Source organism: Brevibacillus ginsengisoli, from assembly GCF_050113715.1.
In the GTDB taxonomy this organism is placed as follows: domain Bacteria; phylum Bacillota; class Bacilli; order Brevibacillales; family Brevibacillaceae; genus Brevibacillus_H; species Brevibacillus_H ginsengisoli.
The window spans coordinates 185,234-208,188 of the sequence record NZ_JBNJQR010000007.1; the positions used below are offsets into that span (position 1 = coordinate 185,234).

25 protein-coding genes are annotated in these 22,955 nt (G+C 46.1%); 5 read left to right on the forward strand and 20 right to left on the reverse strand.

What is annotated here, in order from left to right; translation table 11 throughout:
* The first annotated feature begins 9 nt into the window (after window positions 1-9).
* Window positions 10-822, forward strand: a complete 813-nt coding sequence (locus tag ACQCN2_RS15660; protein ID WP_426929875.1) for an alpha/beta fold hydrolase — start codon at window positions 10-12, stop codon at window positions 820-822.
* 93 nt (window positions 823-915) lie between these two features.
* Here ACQCN2_RS15660 and fdhD read toward each other — a convergent pair whose 3' ends face one another.
* The 8 genes from fdhD to pdxR form a co-directional block, all read right to left on the reverse strand.
* Window positions 916-1,716, reverse strand: coding sequence for a formate dehydrogenase accessory sulfurtransferase FdhD (gene fdhD, locus ACQCN2_RS15665; RefSeq protein ID WP_426929971.1), 801 nt, complete (start codon window positions 1,714-1,716; stop codon window positions 916-918).
* A complete protein-coding gene (locus ACQCN2_RS15670) occupies window positions 1,716-2,225 on the reverse strand; it encodes a helical membrane plugin domain-containing protein (RefSeq protein ID WP_426929876.1) in 510 nt (169 codons plus the stop codon). Before ACQCN2_RS15670 ends, fdhD begins: the two co-directional genes overlap by 1 nt.
* The gene (fdhF, locus tag ACQCN2_RS15675; RefSeq protein ID WP_426929877.1) at window positions 2,209-5,172 is read right to left on the reverse strand and encodes a formate dehydrogenase subunit alpha; all 2,964 of its coding nucleotides are present in this window, start codon (window positions 5,170-5,172) and stop codon (window positions 2,209-2,211) included. Before fdhF ends, ACQCN2_RS15670 begins: the two co-directional genes overlap by 17 nt.
* Before the next feature lie 148 nt (window positions 5,173-5,320).
* The gene (locus ACQCN2_RS15680; RefSeq protein ID WP_426929878.1) at window positions 5,321-8,104 is read right to left on the reverse strand and encodes a WG repeat-containing protein; all 2,784 of its coding nucleotides are present in this window, start codon (window positions 8,102-8,104) and stop codon (window positions 5,321-5,323) included.
* Window positions 8,105-8,230: 126 nt separating this feature from the next.
* Window positions 8,231-8,413 carry a hypothetical protein gene (locus tag ACQCN2_RS15685; RefSeq protein ID WP_426929879.1) on the reverse strand — a complete coding sequence of 61 codons (183 nt, stop codon included), beginning with the start codon at window positions 8,411-8,413 and terminating at the stop codon, window positions 8,231-8,233.
* 11 nt (window positions 8,414-8,424) lie between these two features.
* Window positions 8,425-9,291, reverse strand: coding sequence for a permease (locus tag ACQCN2_RS15690; RefSeq protein WP_426929880.1), 867 nt, complete (start codon window positions 9,289-9,291; stop codon window positions 8,425-8,427).
* Between the two features lie 57 nt (window positions 9,292-9,348).
* Entirely contained in the window at window positions 9,349-9,798 is a 450-nt protein-coding gene (locus ACQCN2_RS15695; RefSeq protein WP_426929881.1) for a MarR family winged helix-turn-helix transcriptional regulator, read from the reverse strand.
* A 63-nt stretch (window positions 9,799-9,861) separates the two neighbouring features.
* Window positions 9,862-11,310, reverse strand: a complete 1,449-nt coding sequence (pdxR, locus tag ACQCN2_RS15700; RefSeq protein WP_426929882.1) for a MocR-like pyridoxine biosynthesis transcription factor PdxR — start codon at window positions 11,308-11,310, stop codon at window positions 9,862-9,864.
* A 136-nt stretch (window positions 11,311-11,446) separates the two neighbouring features.
* On the opposite strand from pdxR, the gene ACQCN2_RS15705 reads away from it, so the two are divergent.
* From ACQCN2_RS15705 to ACQCN2_RS15715, 3 genes are all read left to right on the forward strand, one after another.
* Complete coding sequence (locus tag ACQCN2_RS15705) at window positions 11,447-12,070, forward strand: LysE/ArgO family amino acid transporter (protein ID WP_426929883.1); 624 nt, start codon at window positions 11,447-11,449, stop codon at window positions 12,068-12,070.
* A gap of 191 nt (window positions 12,071-12,261) precedes the next feature.
* A complete protein-coding gene (locus ACQCN2_RS15710) occupies window positions 12,262-12,933 on the forward strand; it encodes an HAD family hydrolase (protein WP_426929884.1) in 672 nt (223 codons plus the stop codon).
* 68 nt (window positions 12,934-13,001) lie between these two features.
* Entirely contained in the window at window positions 13,002-13,562 is a 561-nt protein-coding gene (locus ACQCN2_RS15715; RefSeq protein ID WP_426929885.1) for a hypothetical protein, read from the forward strand.
* 8 nt (window positions 13,563-13,570) lie between these two features.
* On the opposite strand, the gene arsC is transcribed toward ACQCN2_RS15715, so the two are convergent.
* The 3 genes from arsC to ACQCN2_RS15730 all read right to left on the reverse strand — a co-directional run bounded on the left by arsC (window position 13,571) and on the right by ACQCN2_RS15730 (window position 15,713).
* On the reverse strand, window positions 13,571-13,999 hold the full coding sequence (arsC, locus tag ACQCN2_RS15720; protein ID WP_426929886.1) for an arsenate reductase (thioredoxin): 429 nt from the start codon (window positions 13,997-13,999) through the stop codon (window positions 13,571-13,573).
* A gap of 62 nt (window positions 14,000-14,061) precedes the next feature.
* Window positions 14,062-15,357, reverse strand: coding sequence for an arsenic transporter (locus ACQCN2_RS15725; RefSeq protein ID WP_426929887.1), 1,296 nt, complete (start codon window positions 15,355-15,357; stop codon window positions 14,062-14,064).
* A gap of 26 nt (window positions 15,358-15,383) precedes the next feature.
* On the reverse strand, window positions 15,384-15,713 hold the full coding sequence (locus ACQCN2_RS15730) for an ArsR/SmtB family transcription factor (protein WP_426929888.1): 330 nt from the start codon (window positions 15,711-15,713) through the stop codon (window positions 15,384-15,386).
* Between the two features lie 185 nt (window positions 15,714-15,898).
* Between ACQCN2_RS15730 and ACQCN2_RS15735 the strand changes: the two genes are divergently transcribed.
* Window positions 15,899-16,150, forward strand: coding sequence for a hypothetical protein (locus ACQCN2_RS15735; protein ID WP_426929889.1), 252 nt, complete (start codon window positions 15,899-15,901; stop codon window positions 16,148-16,150).
* Window positions 16,151-16,212: 62 nt separating this feature from the next.
* Here ACQCN2_RS15735 and ACQCN2_RS15740 read toward each other — a convergent pair whose 3' ends face one another.
* The 9 genes from ACQCN2_RS15740 to ACQCN2_RS15780 all read right to left on the reverse strand — a co-directional run bounded on the left by ACQCN2_RS15740 (window position 16,213) and on the right by ACQCN2_RS15780 (window position 22,948).
* On the reverse strand, window positions 16,213-17,193 hold the full coding sequence (locus ACQCN2_RS15740; protein ID WP_426929890.1) for a GNAT family N-acetyltransferase: 981 nt from the start codon (window positions 17,191-17,193) through the stop codon (window positions 16,213-16,215).
* A gap of 320 nt (window positions 17,194-17,513) precedes the next feature.
* Window positions 17,514-18,056, reverse strand: a complete 543-nt coding sequence (locus tag ACQCN2_RS15745) for a hypothetical protein (protein WP_426929891.1) — start codon at window positions 18,054-18,056, stop codon at window positions 17,514-17,516.
* A gap of 2 nt (window positions 18,057-18,058) precedes the next feature.
* Window positions 18,059-19,381: a sensor histidine kinase gene (locus tag ACQCN2_RS15750; RefSeq protein ID WP_426929892.1), complete on the reverse strand. Its 1,323-nt coding sequence runs from the start codon at window positions 19,379-19,381 to the stop codon at window positions 18,059-18,061.
* Window positions 19,374-20,069: a response regulator transcription factor gene (locus tag ACQCN2_RS15755; RefSeq protein WP_426929893.1), complete on the reverse strand. Its 696-nt coding sequence runs from the start codon at window positions 20,067-20,069 to the stop codon at window positions 19,374-19,376. The genes ACQCN2_RS15750 and ACQCN2_RS15755 overlap by 8 nt, the downstream gene beginning before the upstream one ends.
* Window positions 20,044-20,613, reverse strand: coding sequence for a ferric reductase-like transmembrane domain-containing protein (locus tag ACQCN2_RS15760; RefSeq protein WP_426929894.1), 570 nt, complete (start codon window positions 20,611-20,613; stop codon window positions 20,044-20,046). Before ACQCN2_RS15760 ends, ACQCN2_RS15755 begins: the two co-directional genes overlap by 26 nt.
* Before the next feature lie 3 nt (window positions 20,614-20,616).
* Window positions 20,617-21,621: an FAD:protein FMN transferase gene (locus ACQCN2_RS15765; RefSeq protein WP_426929895.1), complete on the reverse strand. Its 1,005-nt coding sequence runs from the start codon at window positions 21,619-21,621 to the stop codon at window positions 20,617-20,619.
* Window positions 21,622-21,650: 29 nt separating this feature from the next.
* Window positions 21,651-22,298 carry a hypothetical protein gene (locus ACQCN2_RS15770; RefSeq protein WP_426929896.1) on the reverse strand — a complete coding sequence of 216 codons (648 nt, stop codon included), beginning with the start codon at window positions 22,296-22,298 and terminating at the stop codon, window positions 21,651-21,653.
* Between the two features lie 141 nt (window positions 22,299-22,439).
* Window positions 22,440-22,736, reverse strand: coding sequence for a spore coat protein (locus ACQCN2_RS15775; RefSeq protein ID WP_426929897.1), 297 nt, complete (start codon window positions 22,734-22,736; stop codon window positions 22,440-22,442).
* Window positions 22,733-22,948, reverse strand: a complete 216-nt coding sequence (locus ACQCN2_RS15780) for a hypothetical protein (protein ID WP_426929898.1) — start codon at window positions 22,946-22,948, stop codon at window positions 22,733-22,735. The genes ACQCN2_RS15775 and ACQCN2_RS15780 overlap by 4 nt, the downstream gene beginning before the upstream one ends.
* Window positions 22,949-22,955 lie beyond the last annotated feature (7 nt).

Below are 22,955 nucleotides of genomic sequence, written 5' to 3' on the forward strand. Positions count from 1 at the left end.
GGAATTCACGTGGGATATTATGTAAGAGTAGAACCCAATGTAAGAATCTATGTGGAAGACATTAATCCAGGTGGCAACAAAACCATCTTGTTTGTACACGGTTGGCCTGCTGATCATAACCTGTTTGAATATCAGTTTAACCAGCTTCCCAAGAGGGGGTATCGCTGCATCGGGATGGATATCAGAGGCTTTGGGAAATCAGATAAACCGTGGGAGGGCTATCACTACGATCGTTTGGCGGATGACGTCAGAGGAGTAGTAGACGCGCTTCAATTACAGAACTTCACCCTCGGGGGTCACTCTGTTGGCGGAGCCATTTCGATACGATATATGGGTCGACATAACGGGCATGGGGTCTCCAAGCTGGCTTTGTTCGGCGCCGCAGCTCCAAGCGTCACGAGGCGTCCTGATTTTCCTTATGGATTACCAAAGGAAGAGATCACCCAACTAATTGGGCAAACCTATAATGACCGTCCCAAAATGCTGGAGAACTTTGGCGATATGTTTTTCTTTCAATATATAACGGAACCGTTCAGAGAATGGTTCTTCCAAATGGGGCTACAGGCAGCAGGCTGGGCCACCGCAGGGGTTGCGACAGCGTTTCGGGATGAAAACGTGTTTGAGGACCTGGGCAAAATCCGTGTCCCTACCTTAATTCTGCACGGCGTTCACGACAAGGTGTGTTTATTCCCGCTTGCCACTGCCCTCAATAAAGGAATCAGCAACTCCAAACTTGTGCCGTTTGAAAACAGCGGTCACGGCTTGTTTTGGGAAGAGCGGGATCGGTTTAACAGGGAATTGACTCAGTTTATTGAAACGTAATCGGTTCGTGGCAACTATCTGGCCTGAAACAAAACAAGCTGACACCCGTTACCATCCGTGTCAGCTTGTTAATTTTCTAGGCATATTTCCCGTTCACTTCACGTCCATTTCAATGCGATTTGGCCACGTGTATATATTGAGTAACTGATTGCGGATGAAGCCTACCGTGGTCATTCCAAGTTCATCCGCGAGACGAAGCGCCAATTCAGTTGGGGCCGATTTGGATAGCACGATGCTGCAGCCGATTTTGGCTACCTTCAGTAACACTTCAGAAGAGATGCGGCCACTAAACACCATGATTTTGTCATCTGTCTTAATCGAATGCTTCAGGCAATGTCCATAGAGCTTATCCAGCGCATTGTGTCGTCCGATATCCGTTCTGTAAATCACCACTCCCTGTTTATCGCATAATGCCGCATTGTGAACACCACCCGTGCTCTGAAACAGGCTGGCTGATTGCTGCATCAGCTCCATCAAGCGAAAACAATCAGCGATCGTAATCGTAAGTCCGTTTTCCTCCAGATTTTTCACGGTTCGGGCATCGTTATAAAAGTAAAAGCTTTGTCTGCTCTTACCGCAACAAGACGTCACATACCGTTTGGAATGAAATAATTGGTTATAACGGTTTACTTGCTTCGCCGTGACATAAGCGTATCCCGTTGATTCATCCACGAAGATATCCGAAAGATCGGCACAGGAACCAATTACTCCTTCAGAAGCCAAAAATCCGATCGCAAGCTCCTCCATGTGCTCTGGACTGCACAACAAAGTCGCGAACTCCTCTTGATTCAACAGGATCGTCATCGGGAATTCTGTTACGATCGAATCTTCCACTTCCTCCAAACTGCCATTTGCGTAATGCCGGATGGATGTTGAAACGCAGACGGGCTGTATCAAGAATGGTTCCCCTCTTTCGCTTCGGTTTGATCCTTTAAGCCTTCTCCTATGCCTTTTAACAGGTTAATGCCATAATGAATGGCCCGATTGACGTCTGGATCATAGAGAGCCTTCATCAAATCGAGTATCCCAAGCTTGGTTCCAGAGCGTAGTCCTTCTTCCGCCTGTTGAAGACCTTTGGTGACACCATGGATCAGTTTACGGGTCATCTCAGGCTCAAGCTCCGTTAATCCACCGGCAGCAGCCATCGCATTGTTGATCAGGTTGGTGACAGGCGGGCGATTCATCTGCCCTACGGCGATTTGGGCGATTTCTTCCTTCGCTTCCACCGCCGCGCCAAGTACTCCAAGAAGCCCACTATTGTGGAGCTCCTGAAGCAGTTTGATGAATTCCTGGATACCTTCCGGATTCTGCGCTAGGACTCGGATGACATTCTCAACGGCCTGATTCTGCCTTTCGCCATCGGTAAGCGTTGGTTTGGCAATGGTCTTAATCGGTTTCGCCATGATTGGTTCCCCCCGGGATATTGACATTAGCGATTGGCCTATAATCTGTTCGGGCCCACTTTCGATCCACCTGTACTCCTATTTGTGGATTGCGCTTAGCGTAGCGATGATTGTACATCGGGAGTGGAATCAATCCCTTTTCTTCGAGAACCTCCATCCGCACCTTGGCTTGTTTATAGCCGGGCGTTCTCGTTTTCACATCGAATACCCCGCCTGTCAATACGTTCACAGCGCTTTCGGGATGGGCCGAGTGCATCGGTACATAGATGTCTCTCCCCCGCACACGCTCCGTGACCAACGCGCGAAGCTTGATTCTTCCATACGGTGAAATCAGACGCACCATTGATCCGCTCTCGACTCCCCGCTCTTTGGCCAATTCCGGTGATATTTCCATAAAAACAGCGGGCAGTTTGTATTGGATGCCATCCGACTTGTCCGTCAGGTTGCCCTCGTGAAACTGCTCCAACAAACGGCCATTGTTGAGTGTCAGATCAAATTCTGTTGGGAACTCCACTGGCGGGATGTATTCGAAGCGTGCCAGCCGCGCTTTTTTATCCGGGAAGTTAAATCCGTTCGTATACAAAAGTGGCGTGTTGCTTCCGTCTTGTGATCCCCAGTGGAAGCTGTTCCACCCTTCCAAACCATCGTAATTGCATTGGGAGAAGAATGGAGTAAGTGATGCCATCTCGGCAAAGATTTCACCTGGATGCGTATACTTCCAGTCATATCCCAGCTTCTTCGCCACTTGCGTGAAAATCCACCAATCCGGTTTGCTGTCGCCGATCGGTTCAAGCGCTTGGTAGAGTCGTTGCACGCGCCGCTCCGTGTTGGTAAAGGTTCCATCCTTTTCAAGCGATGGCACTGCCGGTAGAACAATGTCGGCAAATTCAGCAGTTTTGCTTAAGAAAACATCCTGCACGACCAGGAACTCCACCTTCTCCAGCATCTCTTGGGTATGATTGGAATCCGAATCTACCCAGGCCATTTCTTCCCCGGCTACATACATGCCCTTGATCTCGCCCCTGCCGATTGCCTCCAGCATTTGGATTGTATCCAGACCGCGTTCTCCCGGAATTCTCACCCCGTAAGCCTCTTCGAATTTGGCTCGAATCGCGTCATTCGCAACAGGCTGATACCCTGGAAAAATATCCGGCATCGTTCCCATGTCAGCCGCCCCTTGGACGTTGTTGTGGCCACGCAACGGAAACGCCCCCGCTCCCGGACGCATGAAGTTCCCTGTAATCAACAGCAGATTGGAAATCGCCGTAGAAGTATGGGAGCCTGCCACGTTCTGGGTCACGCCCATACCCCAACAGATAGCGGTTCCATCCGCCTCATGAATCATGGTGGCGATTCGAATCAACTTTTCCTTACGAATGCCTGTTTCTTGCTCAGCAAATTCCAAAGTAAACCGCTCAATCGATTGTACATATTCGGGATAGAAGTTTATGTGCTCTTCGATAAATGACGCGTTATGCCAGTTCTGATCAATGATGTGCTTGGCGACAGCCGTTAACCAGACGTAATCGGTTCCTTGGTTGGGACGAATGAACAAATCAGCGCGATCGGCCATCTCATGCCGGCGAAGGTCTACAGTGATCAGCTTTTGTCCGTTGAGTTTTTGGGACCGCTTGATTCGGGTAGCCAGAACGGGGTGTCCCTCTCCAGGAGCACAGCCAACCAGAATGACAAGACCCGCTTGGGCAATATCTTGAATCGTTCCAGAGTCGCCACCGATTCCTACGGTTTGCTGCAAGCCCCATGATGCCGGAGACTGACAGTAACGGGAGCAGTTGTCCACGTTGTTGGTTTGGAACACCTGTCGAGCCAATTTTTGCATCAGATAGTTTTCTTCGTTGGTGAACTTGGATGATGAAATGAACCCAAGCGCGTTTGTGCCGTGAGACTCCTTGATAGCTCCCAGCTTGCTGGCCATCAGGTTCAACGCTTCTTCCCAAGTCGCTTCTACAAACTGATCACCTCGACGGATCAGTGGTTTCGTCAAGCGTTGATTACTGTTAACGAAATCCCAGCCAAACTTTCCTTTTACACAGGTAGAGACGCTGTTGACGGGCGCATTTTCCGAAGGCTCTACTTTGAGAATATGGCGGTCCTTGGTCCACACCTCGAACGAACAGCCTACCCCGCAGAATGTACACACGGTCTTGGTTTTTTTGATCCGCTTCCCACGCATAGCCGCTTCCACTTCCGAGACAGCGAAAACACTACGGTAATCCGGCTCCACTTCTTTCATCCAATCAATCATAGGATCAAGCAGTTCCTTATTCATACCAGTCATGAAACCCGCTTCACCCAGCATCGACTTCTCGATCAACGCATTACACGGGCAAACCGTTACACACTGTCCGCATGACACACAGGAGGATTCATTGATGAGCTTGTTGTCGTCCCAGATGACCCTTGGAATATCACGTTCCCAGTCAATCGTCAGCGTTTCATTAACCTGAACATTCTGACAAATCTCAACACATCGTCCGCAAAGGATGCATTGATCAGGATCATAGCGATAAAACGGATGTGATCGATCCACTTCGTAGCCTTTTTCACGAAACGGCCGTGTCTGATGCTTCACTTCCATCAGATTAGCGGTGTTGTGCACCCGACAATTTCCGTTGTTGTTGTCACAGACGGTACAATACAGCTTGTGGTTCTCAAGGATTCGGTCCATCGCTTCCAGCTGGGAGGCTTTTGCCCGTTCCGAAGACGTGAATATGCTCATCCCCTCTTCGATGTGGGTAGAACAGGCCCTAAGGATCTGCCCGTCAATCTCGCACATACAGGTATCGCAGGTTTGAACAGGCCCAAAGATGGGGGAGTAACAAATATGGGGATGCTCTATCTCGTTCAATAGAAGATAGTCGAGAATTCGAGTCCCTTTGGCTACTTGACGCTTCTCTCCATTTAGTTCAAATTTCACTGTTTCCACCGGCTGACCCCCTTAATTGGACGACTTGGCTATCGGCGAGCTTGTAAATTTGTATTCTCTCTACTATAAAAATAAAACCCACATAAAACAACCTGTGCAGTACATAGGCAACCTGTGTTTTATGCGGGTTTATTCCTAGATGATTAGACTATTTGGCGGCAACCTGCTTTCGTTGTGCAACCAACCACTGTTGGAAGGCTGTTTCCGCCTCCTTCAAAAGCGGTTCTTTCGCTTTTTCGCGGGCAGCTATAAATACAGGATCTGCTTCCAATTCCGGACGAGTTAGCACGATGTCTTCATAGTGGATACCATTTACCAGCAGGGCGTTGTTAACAGAATGATTCCCTGGCTGCTGAAACTCCTTAATATCCTGGATATGATACGGGTAATAGTCTCCTTTCCCGTTTACCTGTGGAAACTTGAAACTGTAGGCGCAAAAACGAATAACATACTCGTATGAGGAAGAATATGGACCTAAGGTGGAGACGAATTTATTGTGGCTGTCCTTGGTATATCCCGGTATTCCCTTCTCCACTGCCCACAGAAGTGCAGGGTCTTTGGTATCTGCCAGCTTCAACTTTCCTTGTGACGGATTCGCCTCGTGGAAGATGTTGTACAGGATATGGGCAACAAGTGTAGGGGTGATCTCTTGATTCAGTTCCTCCGCTTTGACGTATTTGGCTTTAATCAGGGCCTGGACGAAGGTTTCTCCACTTTTGATATCACCGGACTTAACCGGCTCAAGAGTACCCATCATGGAATAGATAGACAAGAGTAGGGTTGCTGGATTCAAATTATAAGAATCGATTTGCACTCCCCGATCAAAGGGACCATTAGCCTCATAGTACGCTTGCGCGATCTTCTTCACACTTGGCTGTTTCGCCAGATAAGCAGGATCTGTGTTAGTAGTCAGCGCCGGAAGAATGCTCCACACATCCTGAGACTTCCAATCAAACGGTTGATAGGTGAATTGATAGGTAGTTGCTGGCTCGACTGGTTGGTACATGATTTGTCCTTGCTTGTTCACATACGTGACGTGCTGGTTTACTTTTACCTTGCCAAGGCCGTCTCTAAAGGGTTCCGCCTGATCAAACTGCAAATTGCCAACGATTTGCCCCGACGCGTTAACATACCACCATTTGTTGTTTTGTTCCACCAGCCCAAAGCCCTCATGGAAGTCACCTACCATATCGAACTGGGGTGGGACGATTTCCTTCCCTGTTAAGTTCATATAACCATATTTTCCATTCACGCTTACCTTAGCCACTCTTTGTTGATTATCGTCATTTATGAACCAAGTGATTTCATCGTACACAGGCGGAGATATGAATTTTCCTGTAGGTTTTATCGCTCCCCATTTGCCGCCCTGCTGATATTCCAACACCTGTGGAAAGCCCGAATATTGCAAAGCTTCGAACTGCGGCTCAACGGTTGTTTTACTGTTGATATCGTAAAAACCTCGTTTATTCGCAATGGAGAGCTCAATCAGGTCTGAATAGAGCCTGACATCATCATATTTTGGGGACGCTAGAATCTCACCTTGTTGATTGACCACTCCCCATTTGCCGTCTTTTTTTACCTTGTACAAGCCGGATTCACTATTGCTAGAAAGCTCCTCGTATTCGATTGGAATGAGGACATCCCCATTTCTCTGAATAACTCCCCATTTGCCGTTGTCTTTCACGCTAAACAGCCCATTCGACAGATCGCCAATCTGGTTATAGCGAATCGGAATAATGACTTTCCCCTGAAGGTCGCAAACTCCGTATAACCCATCCAGTTTCACAACAACAAAGTCATCATCAGGCGAGCTGACGGACTGATAGGTAGGCGGTACAATCACGTTCCCCTTATTGTCCATCCACCCCCACGCTGTACCCTCGCGAAAAGCGCGAATCGGTGTTTGACCGGAATCCTTTCTCTCATCAACCATCGGACCTACACGATATTGGTTGTTTTGCTTCAAGACGTAGGCGAATTGTTTTCCTTGCGTAACCATGATCAGATTGTTGTATTCCTGCACGTTATCATAGAGTGTTTGGGAGATGACTTTACCAGTCGGGTCAATGAGCTTCCATTTGTCTTTGACTTTCGTGGAAGCGACCCCGTTGGAGTACAGGACAAGATTCGGATAAGAAAAAGGGATGGCTACCCTGCCTTGTTTATCAATGGTTCCAAATCGATTGTTTTTTTCAACTATGGCATAGTCATTATAGAACCCATAGCCATACTGATACTGGGGCGAGATTGTCAATTTCCCTTGGCGGTTGATATACCCATACTTGCGATTGTTTGTAACGAGAGCCATATCATGCTCGAAGGAACTAACGGATGAATACGCAGGCTTGGCAATCACGGTTCCATTCGCTGAGACGACTCCCCATTTATTGCCGATTCTCGCCAGAAATGTATCACTCTGATCCTGATAAATCAACTCATCGTAGGTTGTAGGGACAGCAATTTTTCCAGTTGGATCAAAGCTTCCCCACTTCCCGTTGCGCTTCACGGTAAATAGCTGTTTGTGCAAGGTGATATTGGAGTTACGATCATACTTTTCAAATTGTGGCGAGAAAATCCACTTCCCCGATTGATCCATGAACCCCCAGTTGTTCGCTATACGCACCGCCACAAAGTCTGTTTCTTCTATAATCTCGTCGTACTTGGGCTCTAACAAAATGCGTCCGCTTCTGTCGATCAACCCCCATTTATCTTGAGTCCGTACCCTGGATATCTGTCCGTAATAAAAATCCTCAATCACATCAAATCGCGGCTTGATGAGGACCTTGCCATTTTGATCCATCAGGCCCCACTTGAAATTCTGCTCGATTGGAAATACTGGAGCAGGCTGCTTTTTTTCTTCAGCTGAAGCTCCTGTTAGACAAGTATGGAAAAGGCAGGCGGCCATGAATGTGAAGAAAAGGCTCTTTTTCATAGGTCTCTCCTTTACATGTGATGTTATTCTCCTTCATAGAGACGGTTCATCATGTAATTCGTTTCCAATTGATAAGTTCCTTCAGGCACCTACTATCTGAGAAGCTCGCCCTTTTATAGTAAAAAACTACTTGCAACAGGAACCTCCCTTGTTTTCCTGCTCATTCTCTTGGCTTGACTCTTTCTTACCTCCGCAGCAGTTTTCATTAATATCCGTCTCCTTGGTTTCCGCTTCATTAACCTCCTGAATCACCACATTGCAACAGCAATTTTGCTTTTTCCCAAACAAACTTTTGAATAGACTCATCATTCTTCTCCTCCTTAAATTAGGTAAAATAGCAAGCCTGAGATGGTCGACATGGTGAACACGGATGCCACGAATGCGCCAACCAAGCGCTTTTTGAAAATAGAGTTTAACAGGGTAAGCTCAGGCAGGCTTGCTCCTGCCGAACTGATCATCAAAGCCATCACGGGAGCTATCGCCATCCCTTTGGCAATCATGATTTGAGAGATGGGGATCATGGTCGAAAGCCGAATGTACAGAGGAATCCCGATGATTGCGGCTACAGGAACCATCCACCATTGATTTCCTCCCATATAGGTTGTGATCCATTCGGTAGGAACTGCGCCGTGAATCACAGAACCGATCGCCGCCCCAATAATCAGATAAGGGTATACAGACTTCATCAAAGAGAACGTTTCAGCCAGCGCTCCCTTGATACTGAAACCATTGCCCGGTTCTTTATAGCCTGTCATCACAACATGTTTGACCTGCTTTTCAAAACCAAGCCGCTCTAAGACAAACCCGATGAGAACTGACAAAACAGATGTGATGACGGTATAGGCAACCGCAACTTTGACTCCCAGCATTGCCCCCATCAAGGTAATAATCGTGGGATCGAGAACCGGCGAAGCGAACAGAAAAATCATGACAATCCCAAAGCGAACCTTTTTATTGAGCAGGTTCACAACGACTGGAATAGTGGAGCAAGAGCAAAACGGTGTAACAAAAGCAAAGACGAGTGCCATCACAGCTCCCAATGCCGTGTTTTTACCAGACAAGTATTTCTCTAGCTTCTGATAAGGAATGAAACCTTGCAACAAACTGATGGCAAAAGAGATTCCAATAAACAAGAGCGTTAATTCTAGTGCAATGGATAAAAAATCTTGAAAAACCGCTGACCACATACCAATCACCCCTACGATATTTGCAAAATGCAAGTATTAACTAAAAAAGAAATGGGTTTATACACCCATCGGATTACAGCACTGCTTGGTTTTGCCCATTGCCTCATTCAGCAGCCGAAGAGAGCGGATCACCGTTTCCTTCTCAAAATCAGTCATTTGCGAAAAAACGTCCGCATAGTAGGAATTCATCAGGTTCTCAATGTACGCGTTGATTTTCACGCCTTTTTCCGTTAAAGCCAGAATCTGTATTCGTCGGTCGTCCGGGAATGGCGTTTTCTTCACGAGTTCATTCTCCACAAGCGATTGCACTTGTCGGCTAAAGGTCGTAACGTCCATCCCCAAGGCCTCTGCTACTTGTTGAATGGACGGTTGATGCTGGCGACTAATCTCATACAAGATATGGCTTTGCGCAACCGACACATCGATTCCATCCACACTGCAACAATTTTTGTTTAACAACCCGTTACGTCTGGTCATGGTATGCATGATATCACGAATATTTTCCATCCCGTCACCTCTCCCCATATTTATACGTCTATTATTTGCAAATTGCAATCTTTTTCTTCCATCCTATCTCAGTTGCCTGATAATGGAGGACAGTCGTTGAAGGCCTTGTTCTATTTCGCTTATGGAAGCGTAGGAATAGGACAACCGCAGATGCTGACTGGGATGTTGATCATACACATTCCCCGGGTTTAAGAGAATTCCCTCTTGTAGAGCCTTTTCAAACAGATTGCGTATGGAAAGGGAGTCTTGCAGCTTCAACCAGACATAAAAGCCGCCTTTAGGAACCGTCCAAGTGGCAAGATCCGAAAAATGCTTTTGCAGCGCATCGATCATGACATCTCTTCGAACCTTTAATTCTTGCCGAACCTGATCCAGATGTTGATGATAGAACCCGCTTGATAACCACTGGGCAACAGTCCACTGAGAAAGGGAACTCGCCCCGTAATCGGTTTGCATTTTGATATCGGCCAACCTTTCAATCACCGGCTCAGGCCCTACTATCCAACCGATTCGTAATCCCGGGCTTAAGGTCTTGGACATGCTGCCAAGGTACAGAACAAGGCCATTTTTGTCGTTGGCTTTCAAAGGTGGTGGCGGAGGCGATTCCAGCCACAGCTCTCGATACACGTCATCTTCAATGATTGGAAGTCGTTCCTGTTCGCATGCGTTTAGCAGCTCTCGTCGTCTTGTTTCCGACATGACGATTCCCGTTGGATTGTGAAAGGAAGGAATAGTATAGAGCAAAGCAGCATTTTGCCTTTGTTTTTGTTCCGTGATGGCTTTGATTTGAATTCCGTTAGCATCCAGAGGAAGTCCAATTAATCGCATCCCCGCGGACTGAAACACATTCAGGGAATACAGATAGGAGGGCTTTTCAAGAAAGATTGTTGATCCTCTTTGCAACAGACCGACGGAAATCAAATGCAAGGCTTGCAAGGCCCCTGAGACAATCAATATAGAAGACGGTGAAGCTTCGATGCCGTGTGTTTTCAGGTGCTTGCTGAGTTGTTCTCTTAAATAAAGCAACCCTTTTGGTTCTTCATAGCCAAGTGAATCGATGTGGTCTGCCAATCGGTTGAATACGTTCGTCATCTGTTCACGAGGAAATAAATCGGGTGATGGCTCTCCCGTCCCTAACCGAATGATATTGGGATAAAACTCCGCTCGATTGATCTCTTGAATCGTTGGCAAATTGGCCTGATGAATTCCCGCGTGAACATACGAGCTCCAGTTCGGCGGTGGGGTAGAAGTCATTAAGGACCACGAATTATTCGTGATCCTCGTTCCGCTTCCGGGTTTGCCTTCAAGCAGCCCTTCCGCAATTAACTCGTCTACTGCCACAACAACTGTACTCCGGTTTACTTCCCATAATTCAGCCATTGTGCGCTGTGGTGGGATTTTGCTGCCTACGGGCCACTCTCCGGTTTCAATTTTTCCTTTTATGTACGCCTTGATTTGAATATAGAGAGGAACTTCTGCGAATTTGTTTGGCTTCCAATTTGATTGGAACATGAAACCCATCCTCGCCGTGTGGTTTGCACATATTGTACTATTTGGTTGGTTTAGAATCCATCCAATTGGTTGGAGACAGAAGTCGATCGATGAGTATCATTGTATTCATACGTCATGTTATCGGAGGGAAAAAGAAGTGTTCATAGCCTTCATTCACGGATTCATTCTTGCATTTGGACTTATACTTCCACTCGGTGTTCAAAATGTATTTGTTTTTAATCAAGGGGCTCTTCAAAAAAGATTCATCCATGCGCTGCCAGTTGTCCTGACTGCCTCACTATGCGACACACTGTTGATTACTCTTGCCGTTCTAGGAGTGTCCTTGGCAATACTCGGTTCTTTTTGGTTCAAAACCATACTCCTCAGTGTGGGGATACTCTTTTTACTTTATATGGGCTGGAACACCTGGAGAAGCAGCCCAGCAGCTAGCAACAGTGAAAATAACAGTGCGGAGACGTCCACCCCCGGCAAACAAATCGCTTTTGCCGCATCTGTCTCCCTTCTGAATCCCCACGCGATAATGGATACGGTTGGGGTTATCGGAACCAGTTCATTAAGCTACACGGGGGCAGAAAAACTCGCCTTCGCTCTTGCTGCCATCCTGGTTTCTTGGATTTGGTTCACCGGATTAGCCATAGTTGGTCGAATGACAGGCCGGTTGGATAATTCTGGGCGAGTCATGAGGGTCATCAATCGGATATCCGCTTGCGTGATGTGGGGAGCGGCCATTTATATTGGGGTTTCGGGGTTCCAGAGTTAAGAAAAGGCAGTGTCAATCCAGGACTTTTGTGCAGTCTTTTATAGCTTAATACAATAAACTTAATACTGATTACTGTGGTATTATTTTAGGATAATACAGAAAATGGTACGTATGGAAGTGTAGCTAAATTCTTTTAGTTTAATAAGGGAAATCACCAGGTTGCATTTTCCAGGTTGAAAGGAGTGTGCGTATTGTCATTCGATGCTGTTCTTTTTGATTTGGATGGTACATTATTAGACCGTGACTCATCACTGATATCGTTTATTAGGGACCAGTATGATCGTTTGAAGGAATTTCACGTTATTGAGAAAGAGAGATTTATTCAGCGTTTCATGGAACTGGATAATCACGGTTATGTATGGAAAGACAAAGTGTATCAGCAACTTTTAAATGAGTTCCCTATACAAAATATTCATTGGGCTTCGCTACTGAATGACTATATAAATAATTTTCATAAACATTGTATTGCTTTTCCTAATCTGTTGGATATGCTTACCCAGCTAAAGAAACATAACATTAAACTAGCGTTGGTCTCAAACGGCTTTGGAAATTTCCAGAACGATAATTTCAAAGCTTTACATATTAATCATTTATTCGATGAGGTGCTGATATCAGAGTGGGAAGGACTCCGAAAACCTGACCCAGCGATTTTTATTCGTGCTTTAAATAAACTGAATGTTCCAGCAGAAAAGGCTATTTTTGTGGGTGACCATCCCGCCAACGACATCCGAGCCAGCCGTAATGTTGGAATAAAGGCAGTTTGGAAACGAAATCATCAATTTGAAACTGTTATAGAAGCAGATGCTATAATCGACGATCTGCGAGAATTAATTGATATTGTACTACCCACCGTTGCCGATTAACTTTACTAAGCTAAAAGGGAAAGGTTCAATTATTCTAAAATATAGAAATAACAAAAGGAGGGAGATACATGACGGGTCTATCCAAAGTGTTTTGGGGAATATTACTGGTCTTTCTCGATTTCAGGTTTAACGGGTTTGATGTCTTGCCCGATCTTATCGGTTTCATCCTAATGTTGATTGGTTTTTCACAATTATCGACACTAAACATCAGGTTCAATAATGCCAAAATCGCTACCATCCCTCTGCTCTTCTTCTCGATTCTGGAACTGTTTCACGTTCAGACGGATATCCCCTTGTCTACTACTGAACCATTATCGGGTGTCGCTGTACTCCTATCGCTATGTGGGACGGTATTAAATCTATATGTCATATTCAATCTTTGTAAAGGCATTGAAGAATTGGCTCTTCAATCAGGAAAAATGGAGCTTGCAGACATGGCCAATACTAGATGGAGATACTATCTATGGTTTACGATCGCGTTTACCGTACTCTCATTGCTGGTTGTTGGTATCTCCCTATTTCTTTGGTTCTTGTTCATTCCAATAGTAATTTGCGGATTCATAGCCACGATTCTGATTCTCATATTGATTCGTCAAGCAGATCAAACGTTGCGTACATACGAAGCTTGAGAAGATTCTTATTTCCCTTCCGCGAGGAACTGATTAATTCTAGCGTGAATCGCATCGCGAACCGCACGAAAACTAGCCATAATCTCTTCCTCAGTCCCCGTGGCTTTGGCAGGATCATCGAATCCCCAATGCCACTTCACCACATGAGGATTAGAAATCACAGGGCAATGCTCGTCCGCATGTCCGCATAACGTAATGACATAATCAGCACGATTCAAGGTTTCAGGGTTAATGACGTCGGAGGTATGGCTTGTGATATCCACTCCGGCTTCCTGCATCACCCGAACTGCCCGAGGATTAAGCCCATGCGCTTCAAGTCCGGCACTCTTGACTTCGTATCGATCCCCGCCTAACGCTTTTAAAAATCCATCTGCTATTTGGCTTCTGCATGAATTTCCAGTGCAAAGAAAGTACACGAGCGGCTTGGTGTTTGCCATGTGGATCTACCCCTTTCATTTTATAAAATGATTTGGAAGTCTTCCCATATTCCCTAATCTGGTCAGGTGAGCAGAAGGGTCAAATACAGACCAATTAGCGTGATGAGCAGGGTAGGAATCGTCAGCAGAATCCCTGTTTTAAAATACTGCCCCCACGTAATCCTGACGTTCTTTCTGGACAAGACGTGCAGCCACAGAAGTGTCGCCAACGAGCCAATCGGCGTAATTTTGGGTCCCAGGTCGCTGCCAATGACGTTGGCGTAGACAAGCGCCTCCTTAACTGCTCCACCTGCATGCGTTCCTTGAATAGCCAATGCGTCAATCATCACGGTTGGCAAGTTGTTCATGATGGAGGATAGAATCGCCGCGATGAATCCCATTCCGATCGTAGCCGCCAATAATCCTTTATCCACAAACAATTGGATGGCTTGTCCCAGCATGTCGGTTAGCCCTACATTTCTTAACCCGTACACAACCACGTACATACCTATCGAAAAAACGACCACAGGCCAAGGCGCTTCCTTGACTAATTGAGCGGTTTGAATCACGTGGCTTCTTCTCGCCGCCAGAATAAATGCGATAGCCGCAACCCCAGCCAGTACCGATACGGGAATATGCGCCAAGCCACCCAAAAGGTAAGCGACTAAGAGTACTCCCAGAATGAGCCAGGAAAAGTGAAACAACTGCAAATCTTTAATAGCCTCCTTGGGCTGTTTGAGATGGCCGAGATCGTACTTCTTTGGAATATCCTTGCGGTAAAACCACAACAGGACGCCCAAGCTTGCGACCAATGAAAACAGGTTCGGCACTATCATTCGACCCGCATACTGTACGAACCCGATATGGAAAAAATCTGCCGAAACAATATTCACCAGGTTACTTACGATCAAGGGAAGGGATGTCGTGTCTGCGATGAAACCACTCGCCATAATAAACGGCAGCACCCTTCTCTCATCAAAGCGAAGCGCCCTAACCTGTGCGAGAACAATCGGCGTCAAAATGAGCGCAGCCCCATCATTAGCAAAAAAGGCGGAAACAACAGCCCCCAGTAAAATGACGTAGACAAACATGAGAAGACCATTGCCTTTTGCCAATCTCGCCATATGCAACGCGGACCACTCAAAAAATCCTACCTCATCCAGAATCAACGATATGAGAATAATGGCAACAAACGTCAACGTCGCATTCCATACAATCCCCGTTACGGTCACTACATCAGATAAGCTGACAACCCCGGCAAGCAAAGCGAGTAACGCCCCACCGGTAGCTGACCACCCAATGTTAAGACCCTTGGGCTGCCAAATCACAAACACAAGCGTAATCACAAAAATCAAACAAGCACTCCACAAGTGAAACATGATTTCTCTCCATCCTCATTGTCTCTTCATGACTCGGTACAGCAAACCAGCAGCCCTTTTTCCTCCAGTGCCTTGAATTCCTCCGTCACATCGGGTAAGTTGGCCAGTGCAAATCCAATTGCCTCCAACTGCTCGCGGTTCAATGAGTAAAAAACCCACTGCCCTTTGCGTTGTTCATTCACAAGCCCCTCCGCTTTCAGGCGGCTCATATGCCTAGAAATGGCTGGTTGGGAGATATTAAATATCGGTACCAGCTCACACACACAACAATCCCTTGCATTCAGTAACGCAATCATTTTTAATCGAGTCGGATCTCCCAGTGCTTTTAATGCATTGGCTAATTTTTTTAGCTCCATTAAGAATCACCTCTCACCACGCAATACTAATATAACAATATGGTTATTTCAATATTAATAATGTAAAAAGTAGATGTGGAAAGTGAATCTTCTTGAACATCAAGTAAGAACATGATAAAACATTAGAAAACTAGGTAATACCAAGGAGAGCAGTTGGTTCGGATGGAAGAAGAGAGGTGGAAAAAATGAAAATTGCGCTCTTTCAAATAGCTTATCCAATCGGGATGCACCCTAAAGATCTGGCAAAAGCCGTACATGAAGGGGAAGTCACGGGAGAAGTTCCCGATCAGAATCCGCAGTCAAAAGAAGCATGGGTCGACCTGTTGTCACTGCGCAACTATATCCAGTGGCAATATGAAAAAGCAAGGATTACCGAAATGAGTTATCTGAGGGCACTCCGTCATATTGATGCGGCAATTAATCTGAAGAAGAGGTAATGGATTCGAGAAGAGGTAACGATTTCGTTACCTCTTCTTCTCTTCTATCTTTTCTATTTTCCTTATAATTGCTTCATTATACGATAGGTCCCTTTGCCTACTTCATACCCCAGCTTGTTGTTCACTGCTTGCATAGAAAAATTCTCGGCTTCTGTTTCCGTGAGCATCCGAGTTGCACCTGATTCTTTTGCTGCCTCTATTGATCGTATTTTCAATGCCAAAGCAAGTCTCCTGCCCCGATAATCCTTCCTTACACCTGTGTAATTGGTATACAGTACGTCTGACGCATCCGTGGTAAACAAGGTGGTCACTCCAACGAATTGATCACCGTCGGCGGCAATGAAAGTAAGGTCGGGACGTGTCCGTTCAGACGGAAGTGCCTGTTTTCTCCATTCGTCAATATCAGGCAAGTCACCTACAAACCCCGGGTTATCCACGAGAGTATCCTTGTACAATTGATATAGTTTTCGTTCTGATTCTTCAGTAGGTTCGTCAGCCAAGGTAAGAAACTTGATTCCGCTCTCTTGCAATTGAATAACAATATGCTTCCATTTCGTTTGATCAAACCGAGTGACGTCCAGTGCTAAATCAACTACATGGGCGTCAAGTAAATATCCGCGGTTTTGAACAAAAGGAAGAGAAGCAGGAATCCAGTCTTTTAATTCTGACAAAAGAAGCGTCGAACCAACAGATTTGGCCCAATTTTCCAAATGTGCGAGGATTGTTTCACCAATTCCTTGATTGCGAAAATCAGGGTGAACACAGAATAGACTGCATACGCTTCCTGGTGAAGTCCAAGGAGTACGCCAGGCTTTCCCATATCCAATGATAGTCCCCTCCGCATTCTGTACGACCACCCTTTCTCGACCATAACCATTGAGTTGACCGGCCTCGTCCATATACAAGCTAGAATCGGTGGGTACAGGGAGATCCTGCTCTTGAAGTTGCTCTACTGAAACAGAATCAGGTTGGATCGAATTGAGGAGCATGGCTAGCTGGTTGTAATCTTCCGGCAAATGAATGTGTCGAAGTGTGAAAGACATGGTTTATTCTTTCTCCTTTACATAGGTTACATTTCATTTGAGAGCAAGGTCATAGTAGATTCTGTATTTATATCATAGTTGTCCTAACTGAGAAAAGACTTCGTCCCTCTATGCTCTGTTTAAGCTCGCGTGTAGCATTTTTTGTCCGCTCCGTTCTCTACGCTTGGTTTCGCTTAAAATGAGCGTCGAGCGGACGAAGTCTTTTCTTGAGCGGGCTTACGCGAATGGAAGGAATGATTAATCACTTTACTACTGTAAAACGATTAATCATTCCAATATTACCGAAAAAAGCTCACCGATTCGTTATCGGCGAGCTTTTCTTACAAGAACGCGTGAATCAAGAACAAAACAGCAAAGCCGAGTCCAAAACGCAAATGCCACTGTTTATCCAGTCGGCGGTATCTGAAAAGTCCCGAAATGGGAACTGGCAATAAAACCGCTAAGGCAAGCAGTCCGCTCACATTGGAGAAATTCAATTTAATCCCATATAAAAAAGCGCCAATTACATGAAGAACGATGAGTGCTATGGATAAGATCGCTACTGGAGTATGCCATTTCCGCGCGAGTTTCGCTAAAGGAATGATTAGCTTTTTTACGGCTGCCCATGGATCCAGCCATTTCTTTTGAAAAATAAACAGGAAGACATAATGAGCTAGCACAGCGAAGAGCGTAATACGAGCGAGCGAACCATAGTTTTTAAAGATTCCTTTAAATCCTCTGGTATGGAAACTGTCCGAGGGAAGCTGAGAATATTGCCAAATTCCCCATCCCACGATCACAATGGCGAGTGCCAGTGAGAGATACACCCATTTTCGTTCCAACTTGTTCGGTATCCATCGTTTTTCGGTCTTGGTAACGTTCATTTCTACCTACCTCTAGTCTTATTGATTGGTAAAATCACGGTAAATACGGTTCCTTTCTCTTTTGAACTTGTTACGCTGATCTGTCCCTTGTGCGTTTTGACAATTTGGTCGGCTATGGATAATCCGAGGCCTGTCCCTTCCACTTCCCGAGACCGTGATTTATCCGCCCGATAAAACCGTTCAAAGACATAAGGCAAATCTTCCTCGGGAATGCCGCAACCATGGTCACGCACCGTACAGATGAGTCGATGATTGCTCTCAGTCGTCACATGAACCTCTACTGTCCCGCCTGCCTCACTGTATTTTACCGCGTTATCAAGCAAAATATAGAGCAATTGACGGATGCTGTCGATGTCTCCATGGCAGTTAACAGGTTGTGTCACCTGTTCGTCTTGGTTGACAACAGACACACCTTTCAGAGAACCCGCAATTTGCATTCTCTCTGTCACTTCCCGCACGACACAACGAAAGTCAAAGCTGTCAAACATTCGATTCGAATCCTTCTCGAAGTCACTTCTGGATAAGGTAAGCAGATGTTCGATCAGGCGAATCATTCGGTGAATCTCGTCCACCATATTCTGCAGCACTGTTTGATGAAAAGGGGGCAAACTCTCTTTTTTCTCCTGCAAAATCTCGGTGGAAGAGAGGATCACACTTAATGGTGTCCGCAATTCATGAGAGGCATCCGTCGTAAATTCCTTCTGCCGTTTATAGGACAGGTTGATCGGCACCATGGCGCGCCCAGCAAACCAATACCCAACCAGTGATGTCAGAGCAAGCAAAATGACTCCTGCTATCGATAAGATCCATTTCATCTGATGCAATAGCTGCTCCATCCAGGTTACATCTTCCGCGAGATAAAACCTCGTGTCATCCCCCTTATTGGCCTGGGGTCGATAAACGGCGTATATTTTCGCTCCCGCGTCCAATGTCATTGGCAAATAATTGATCTGTCCTTCTTCGGGGGCGTCTTGCAGGATGCTGGTTTGAATCTGTTCCAAGAGACTGGAATCATTATGAGGATTGCCAGCAATTAATTGGTTCTGTTCCGTGACGATCATCGCAATTTGATTTTGTTGCAGATAATCAAAGTCTATTTTGTCCTGCTTATCGATCCCCGGAAGCTGCACATGCATCCTTATTCTTTTCTGGTATTCATCCCATTCATGGATTGTTTTCGCTGCAACATTATCTAATTGCGACTGTTCATTACGTGTAACGATGGTAGAAAGGGTAAAGTAGAACCCGAGAAAAATTGTCAACAAAATGAATGCCAACATACCACTGTACATGAGGGTTAATTTTTTTCTCGTTTTCTCAAACACGTTCATTCTCCTCTTGGTTTAAGAGACGATAGCCGATGCCCCTAACATTATGAATCAGTTTCTGTTGAAACCCATCGTCCACTTTTTTGCGCAGCAGCTTGATCGCCGCATCTACGGCATTGGGTGTAATACTTGCATCCAATCCCCAGACACTGTTTAAGATTTGCTCCCGAGTAAGTACTTTTTCGGCATGACGGAGAAAAAATTCCAACAACTGAAACTCCTTCTTGGTCAAGAGAAGTATTTCTCCATCCCGGCTTACCTCATGCGTATGAGGATTCAACGCAATTCCCGCGTACTCATATTTCGGTTCCTGAAACACTGTAATCGGACTACGGCGGGCTAGCGCATTAACTCTAGCGAATAATTCACCGAAGGCAAACGGTTTAATCAGATAATCATCCGCCCCGCTGTTCAGTCCGGTAATCCTGTCATCTACAGCATCCCGAGCCGTAAGCATCAAGATCGGCGTGTGGTCATTCTTCGCTCGGATCTCCTCACAGAGGGCGATTCCACTTTTTCTGGGCATCATCCAGTCGAGAATGTACAGATCGTATTTGGCTTGTCGCAAATAATCATCGACGAGTTCCGGATCCGTTACCCAGTCCACCGTATGCATTTCCTGACTTAGTTTATATTGAAGCAAAGGCCCAAGTTTAGGGTCATCCTCTACTAGCAGTATGTGCAAGGCTACGTTTCCCCCCAATAAACGCTCGAATGATAAAGAGAACCGTGACAATCATGGTAGTGGCCACGTACATGAGAAACACCCAGCCGTTTTTGGTATCCGTTCCGACACCGATTCCGTGAATAAGCGCCGCGATGAACGTTGGATAAGCGCTAATATGAATGAGACGCCATACTTTTTTATTCAACTTATTCCGCAGATCCGTTGTCAAAATGATCAGGACCATCCCGTAAGCGGCAATCGTTCCCAGACCAGTAAAGAGTGGTTTGTCCGCTGCGGAAAAAGGCACCAGAATCTGCGTCCATCCAAACGGCTCGTACGTATCAATCACCAGCAGCATGGCGTGAAACATTCCCAGAAACATTCCCGAAACAGTTGCTGCCGAATGTATTTTATACAAGTTGGCTTTCGCTTTGCCGGACCTTCCAGGCATACTATAACATATTCCCAGGCTCACACCCACAAAGAGCATCACATAGGCCGATATTCCCAAAACTCGAATCATCTCCCACGTGGGCAAGTGTAATATCAATTGAGTCAACATTCTTCAATCCTCTCCTTCATTCCTTGCTGGCTTGTGAACATTCTGAAGGGATTCGACCTCCCACCTGTTCTGCAAGCTGTGTTCGTCTCCTATAAAATGAACGTCACCCGTCTTGGTAACAATCAACGCCTCTAATCGAGGGACATGCTTTGTAAGTAAAGAGATGGCCTGCTCGACCCCTACTATGCAGGCGACCTTCGCCCAGATTTCGCATTGGGTCAGGCTCTCTCCAACGATGCTGCACTGCGCAACATCCGATGTACATGATTGCATGGTACGAGGATCTATGATGTGGTTTCCCTCACGGCCTTGCTCCCGCTTCCACGATCTCCCGATTACGTTGGAGGTAGCCACTGCTCCATTCTCCAGAGAAACCAGGGCGATCTCCTTCTCTTTATCCCAGGGATTTGCGATTCCAATATTCCACGGCTCATCGGCGCTACTGCCTCCCCATACCTGGATATCGCCTCCCGCATTCATTAGCCCTCGTTTTACACCCTGCTTTTTAACCAGTCTTTTAGACAGTCGCTCAGCCGACCAACCCTTCACAATTCCTCCCAGATCAATCCTTGTGCCTGCTTGCAATTGAACGGCTTTCATCCCGACATCGAGGAACATGGAGAAATCTCTTGGCTGCGGTGCGGGCGAGCTTGCCCTGCTCCCCTCTTTTACCTTTTCAAAAGAGCGGTCATACCCTGCGGCGACGAGCGCATCATAGACAAACGGTGTAAAAATCCCCTGTGTCTCACCCGAAAAGTTCTGGGCGAGTGACAGCACCTCTGCCATGTCATCCGAAATCAATACAAGCTTGCCACTATGTGAATTGAGAAGGCTAAGTTCACTATCTGGCTGAAATCGACTAAACCGGGACTCAGTGGAGCGAAACCATTTTTGAACCATGTTGTTTAGATGTGTGCTTTTCTCATCAGAAGTGCTTTCCAAAATCGTTTCAATCGTCGTATTCATTGCAAAGCTAGTATGATGATAGAGCTTTACTTGATGGTGCATGGTATCCTCTCCACTTTACTCCGCTGTTTTTATGAATGACTGCTTCTGGAGTGTGATTTTTTCCTAACCGGAGTCGTATCGATTTGACTTTGATCTGTATTATCAACAGTCGAATTATCGACGGTACTGCTCTCTGGAGGTGCGACAGTCGTATCCTCCGTTGGCGGTGCGGAAGGTATATCCGCTGGCGGTTTAGATGATGAAGTCTGATTGTGACTGACCACTGGTGCAGGTGCTGAATGGTTTACGACCTGCTGCTTGCTTGCAACTATGGTTGTTTGTGAATGCACCGTGGCTGGCTTCGAAACTGTTTGGTTGACTCGTTTCGTTGTGCTTTCTACTTTCTTTGATTGAACGGTTCCTTTTGATTGATGATTCTCACTATTCACGACTGTTGTGTTGTGCTGAGTTTTCGGAATAGAATCGGTTGCGGATGCGATAACCGTTTGTGGTTTGAAATTCTCCTCGTTCTTCTCGTTGTTTTGGTCCGCATGGTTTTCCTCTTGAGCGCTTGTACTTACCTCGTTGTCCATATCAGACGAATTGTTTGTGTCCTGAGCGGCTTGAACGGCTTTGATGAACTCTGGATCTGCTTTCGCTATATTGAACATGACGGCCATTGAGAAGATTACACCGCCACCAATTTTCCATTTCAACCACTTCGATTGTTTAGCCATGAAGGCACACCACCTCGTTCTCAAGTATGTAACCTATCCCCATCATAATGAAAATTTCTGAAAAAACGATGAAAATTCGGGGCTCCTTCTTTTGGAAAAATAAAAAGAGCCTTCACTTGGAAAGCTCTTCATTTGCTGCATTTATGAAGGAATATTCACGGCCGTTTGGATGTTTTGCAGATCGAGCCTTGTTTGCTCAAGCAGATTGTTGGGATGGTACAAGCCTCGATTGATCAGATAGTTCGTAATCCTCTCATGAGTATCGATAGCTTCCTCAAGATGTTTCACTAGGACGGCCTTGACTTCCGGTGTAGCACATTCTGTGACAGCCATGGCGTAGTTTCTTACTCCACTCTTGGCACTGATCAGGAAGTCCATCGCAATGACTTCATCGGTCAGCGTATCCATCCCCATCAGTTTCTCTAGGATTGGGATCATGTGCCTACCTCCTGTACAGTCGCATTAGACAACAATTCACCGAGTTCCTGTAGTTGCTGGGTAGACAGCAGAACATCTTGCTTCAAGATTTCGACTAGCTCCGGATCGGACACCAGCGCTTGCATTGTCTTGGATTTCGTCAGGGAAATCGTTTTGAAAGCGGCTATTTCATGAACCTCCAACATCTCATGTAAAGCGTAATTGGACGTCATCTCGTTG

Excerpts from the sequence above, each read along its gene's own strand:
- ACQCN2_RS15725 (WP_426929887.1), bottom strand. The coding sequence starts at position 15,357 with ATGTTTCACTTGTGGAGTGCTTGTTTGATTTTTGTGATTACGCTTGTG.
- ACQCN2_RS15765 (WP_426929895.1), bottom strand. The coding sequence starts at position 21,621 with ATGCACCATCAAGTAAAGCTCTATCATCATACTAGCTTTGCAATGAAT.
- ACQCN2_RS15735 (WP_426929889.1), top strand. The coding sequence starts at position 15,899 with ATGAAAATTGCGCTCTTTCAAATAGCTTATCCAATCGGGATGCACCCT.
- ACQCN2_RS15680 (WP_426929878.1), bottom strand. The coding sequence starts at position 8,104 with ATGAAAAAGAGCCTTTTCTTCACATTCATGGCCGCCTGCCTTTTCCAT.
- ACQCN2_RS15715 (WP_426929885.1), top strand. The coding sequence starts at position 13,002 with ATGACGGGTCTATCCAAAGTGTTTTGGGGAATATTACTGGTCTTTCTC.
- ACQCN2_RS15670 (WP_426929876.1), bottom strand. The coding sequence starts at position 2,225 with ATGGCGAAACCGATTAAGACCATTGCCAAACCAACGCTTACCGATGGC.
- ACQCN2_RS15695 (WP_426929881.1), bottom strand. The coding sequence starts at position 9,798 with ATGGAAAATATTCGTGATATCATGCATACCATGACCAGACGTAACGGG.
- arsC (WP_426929886.1), bottom strand. The coding sequence starts at position 13,999 with ATGGCAAACACCAAGCCGCTCGTGTACTTTCTTTGCACTGGAAATTCA.
- ACQCN2_RS15770 (WP_426929896.1), bottom strand. The coding sequence starts at position 22,298 with ATGGCTAAACAATCGAAGTGGTTGAAATGGAAAATTGGTGGCGGTGTA.
- ACQCN2_RS15780 (WP_426929898.1), bottom strand. The coding sequence starts at position 22,948 with ATGACGTCCAATTACGCTTTACATGAGATGTTGGAGGTTCATGAAATA.
- ACQCN2_RS15740 (WP_426929890.1), bottom strand. The coding sequence starts at position 17,193 with ATGTCTTTCACACTTCGACACATTCATTTGCCGGAAGATTACAACCAG.
- ACQCN2_RS15730 (WP_426929888.1), bottom strand. The coding sequence starts at position 15,713 with ATGGAGCTAAAAAAATTAGCCAATGCATTAAAAGCACTGGGAGATCCG.
- ACQCN2_RS15745 (WP_426929891.1), bottom strand. The coding sequence starts at position 18,056 with ATGAACGTTACCAAGACCGAAAAACGATGGATACCGAACAAGTTGGAA.
- ACQCN2_RS15690 (WP_426929880.1), bottom strand. The coding sequence starts at position 9,291 with ATGTGGTCAGCGGTTTTTCAAGATTTTTTATCCATTGCACTAGAATTA.
- ACQCN2_RS15775 (WP_426929897.1), bottom strand. The coding sequence starts at position 22,736 with ATGATCCCAATCCTAGAGAAACTGATGGGGATGGATACGCTGACCGAT.
- ACQCN2_RS15685 (WP_426929879.1), bottom strand. The coding sequence starts at position 8,413 with ATGATGAGTCTATTCAAAAGTTTGTTTGGGAAAAAGCAAAATTGCTGT.
- ACQCN2_RS15760 (WP_426929894.1), bottom strand. The coding sequence starts at position 20,613 with ATGTTGACTCAATTGATATTACACTTGCCCACGTGGGAGATGATTCGA.
- pdxR (WP_426929882.1), bottom strand. The coding sequence starts at position 11,310 with ATGTTCCAATCAAATTGGAAGCCAAACAAATTCGCAGAAGTTCCTCTC.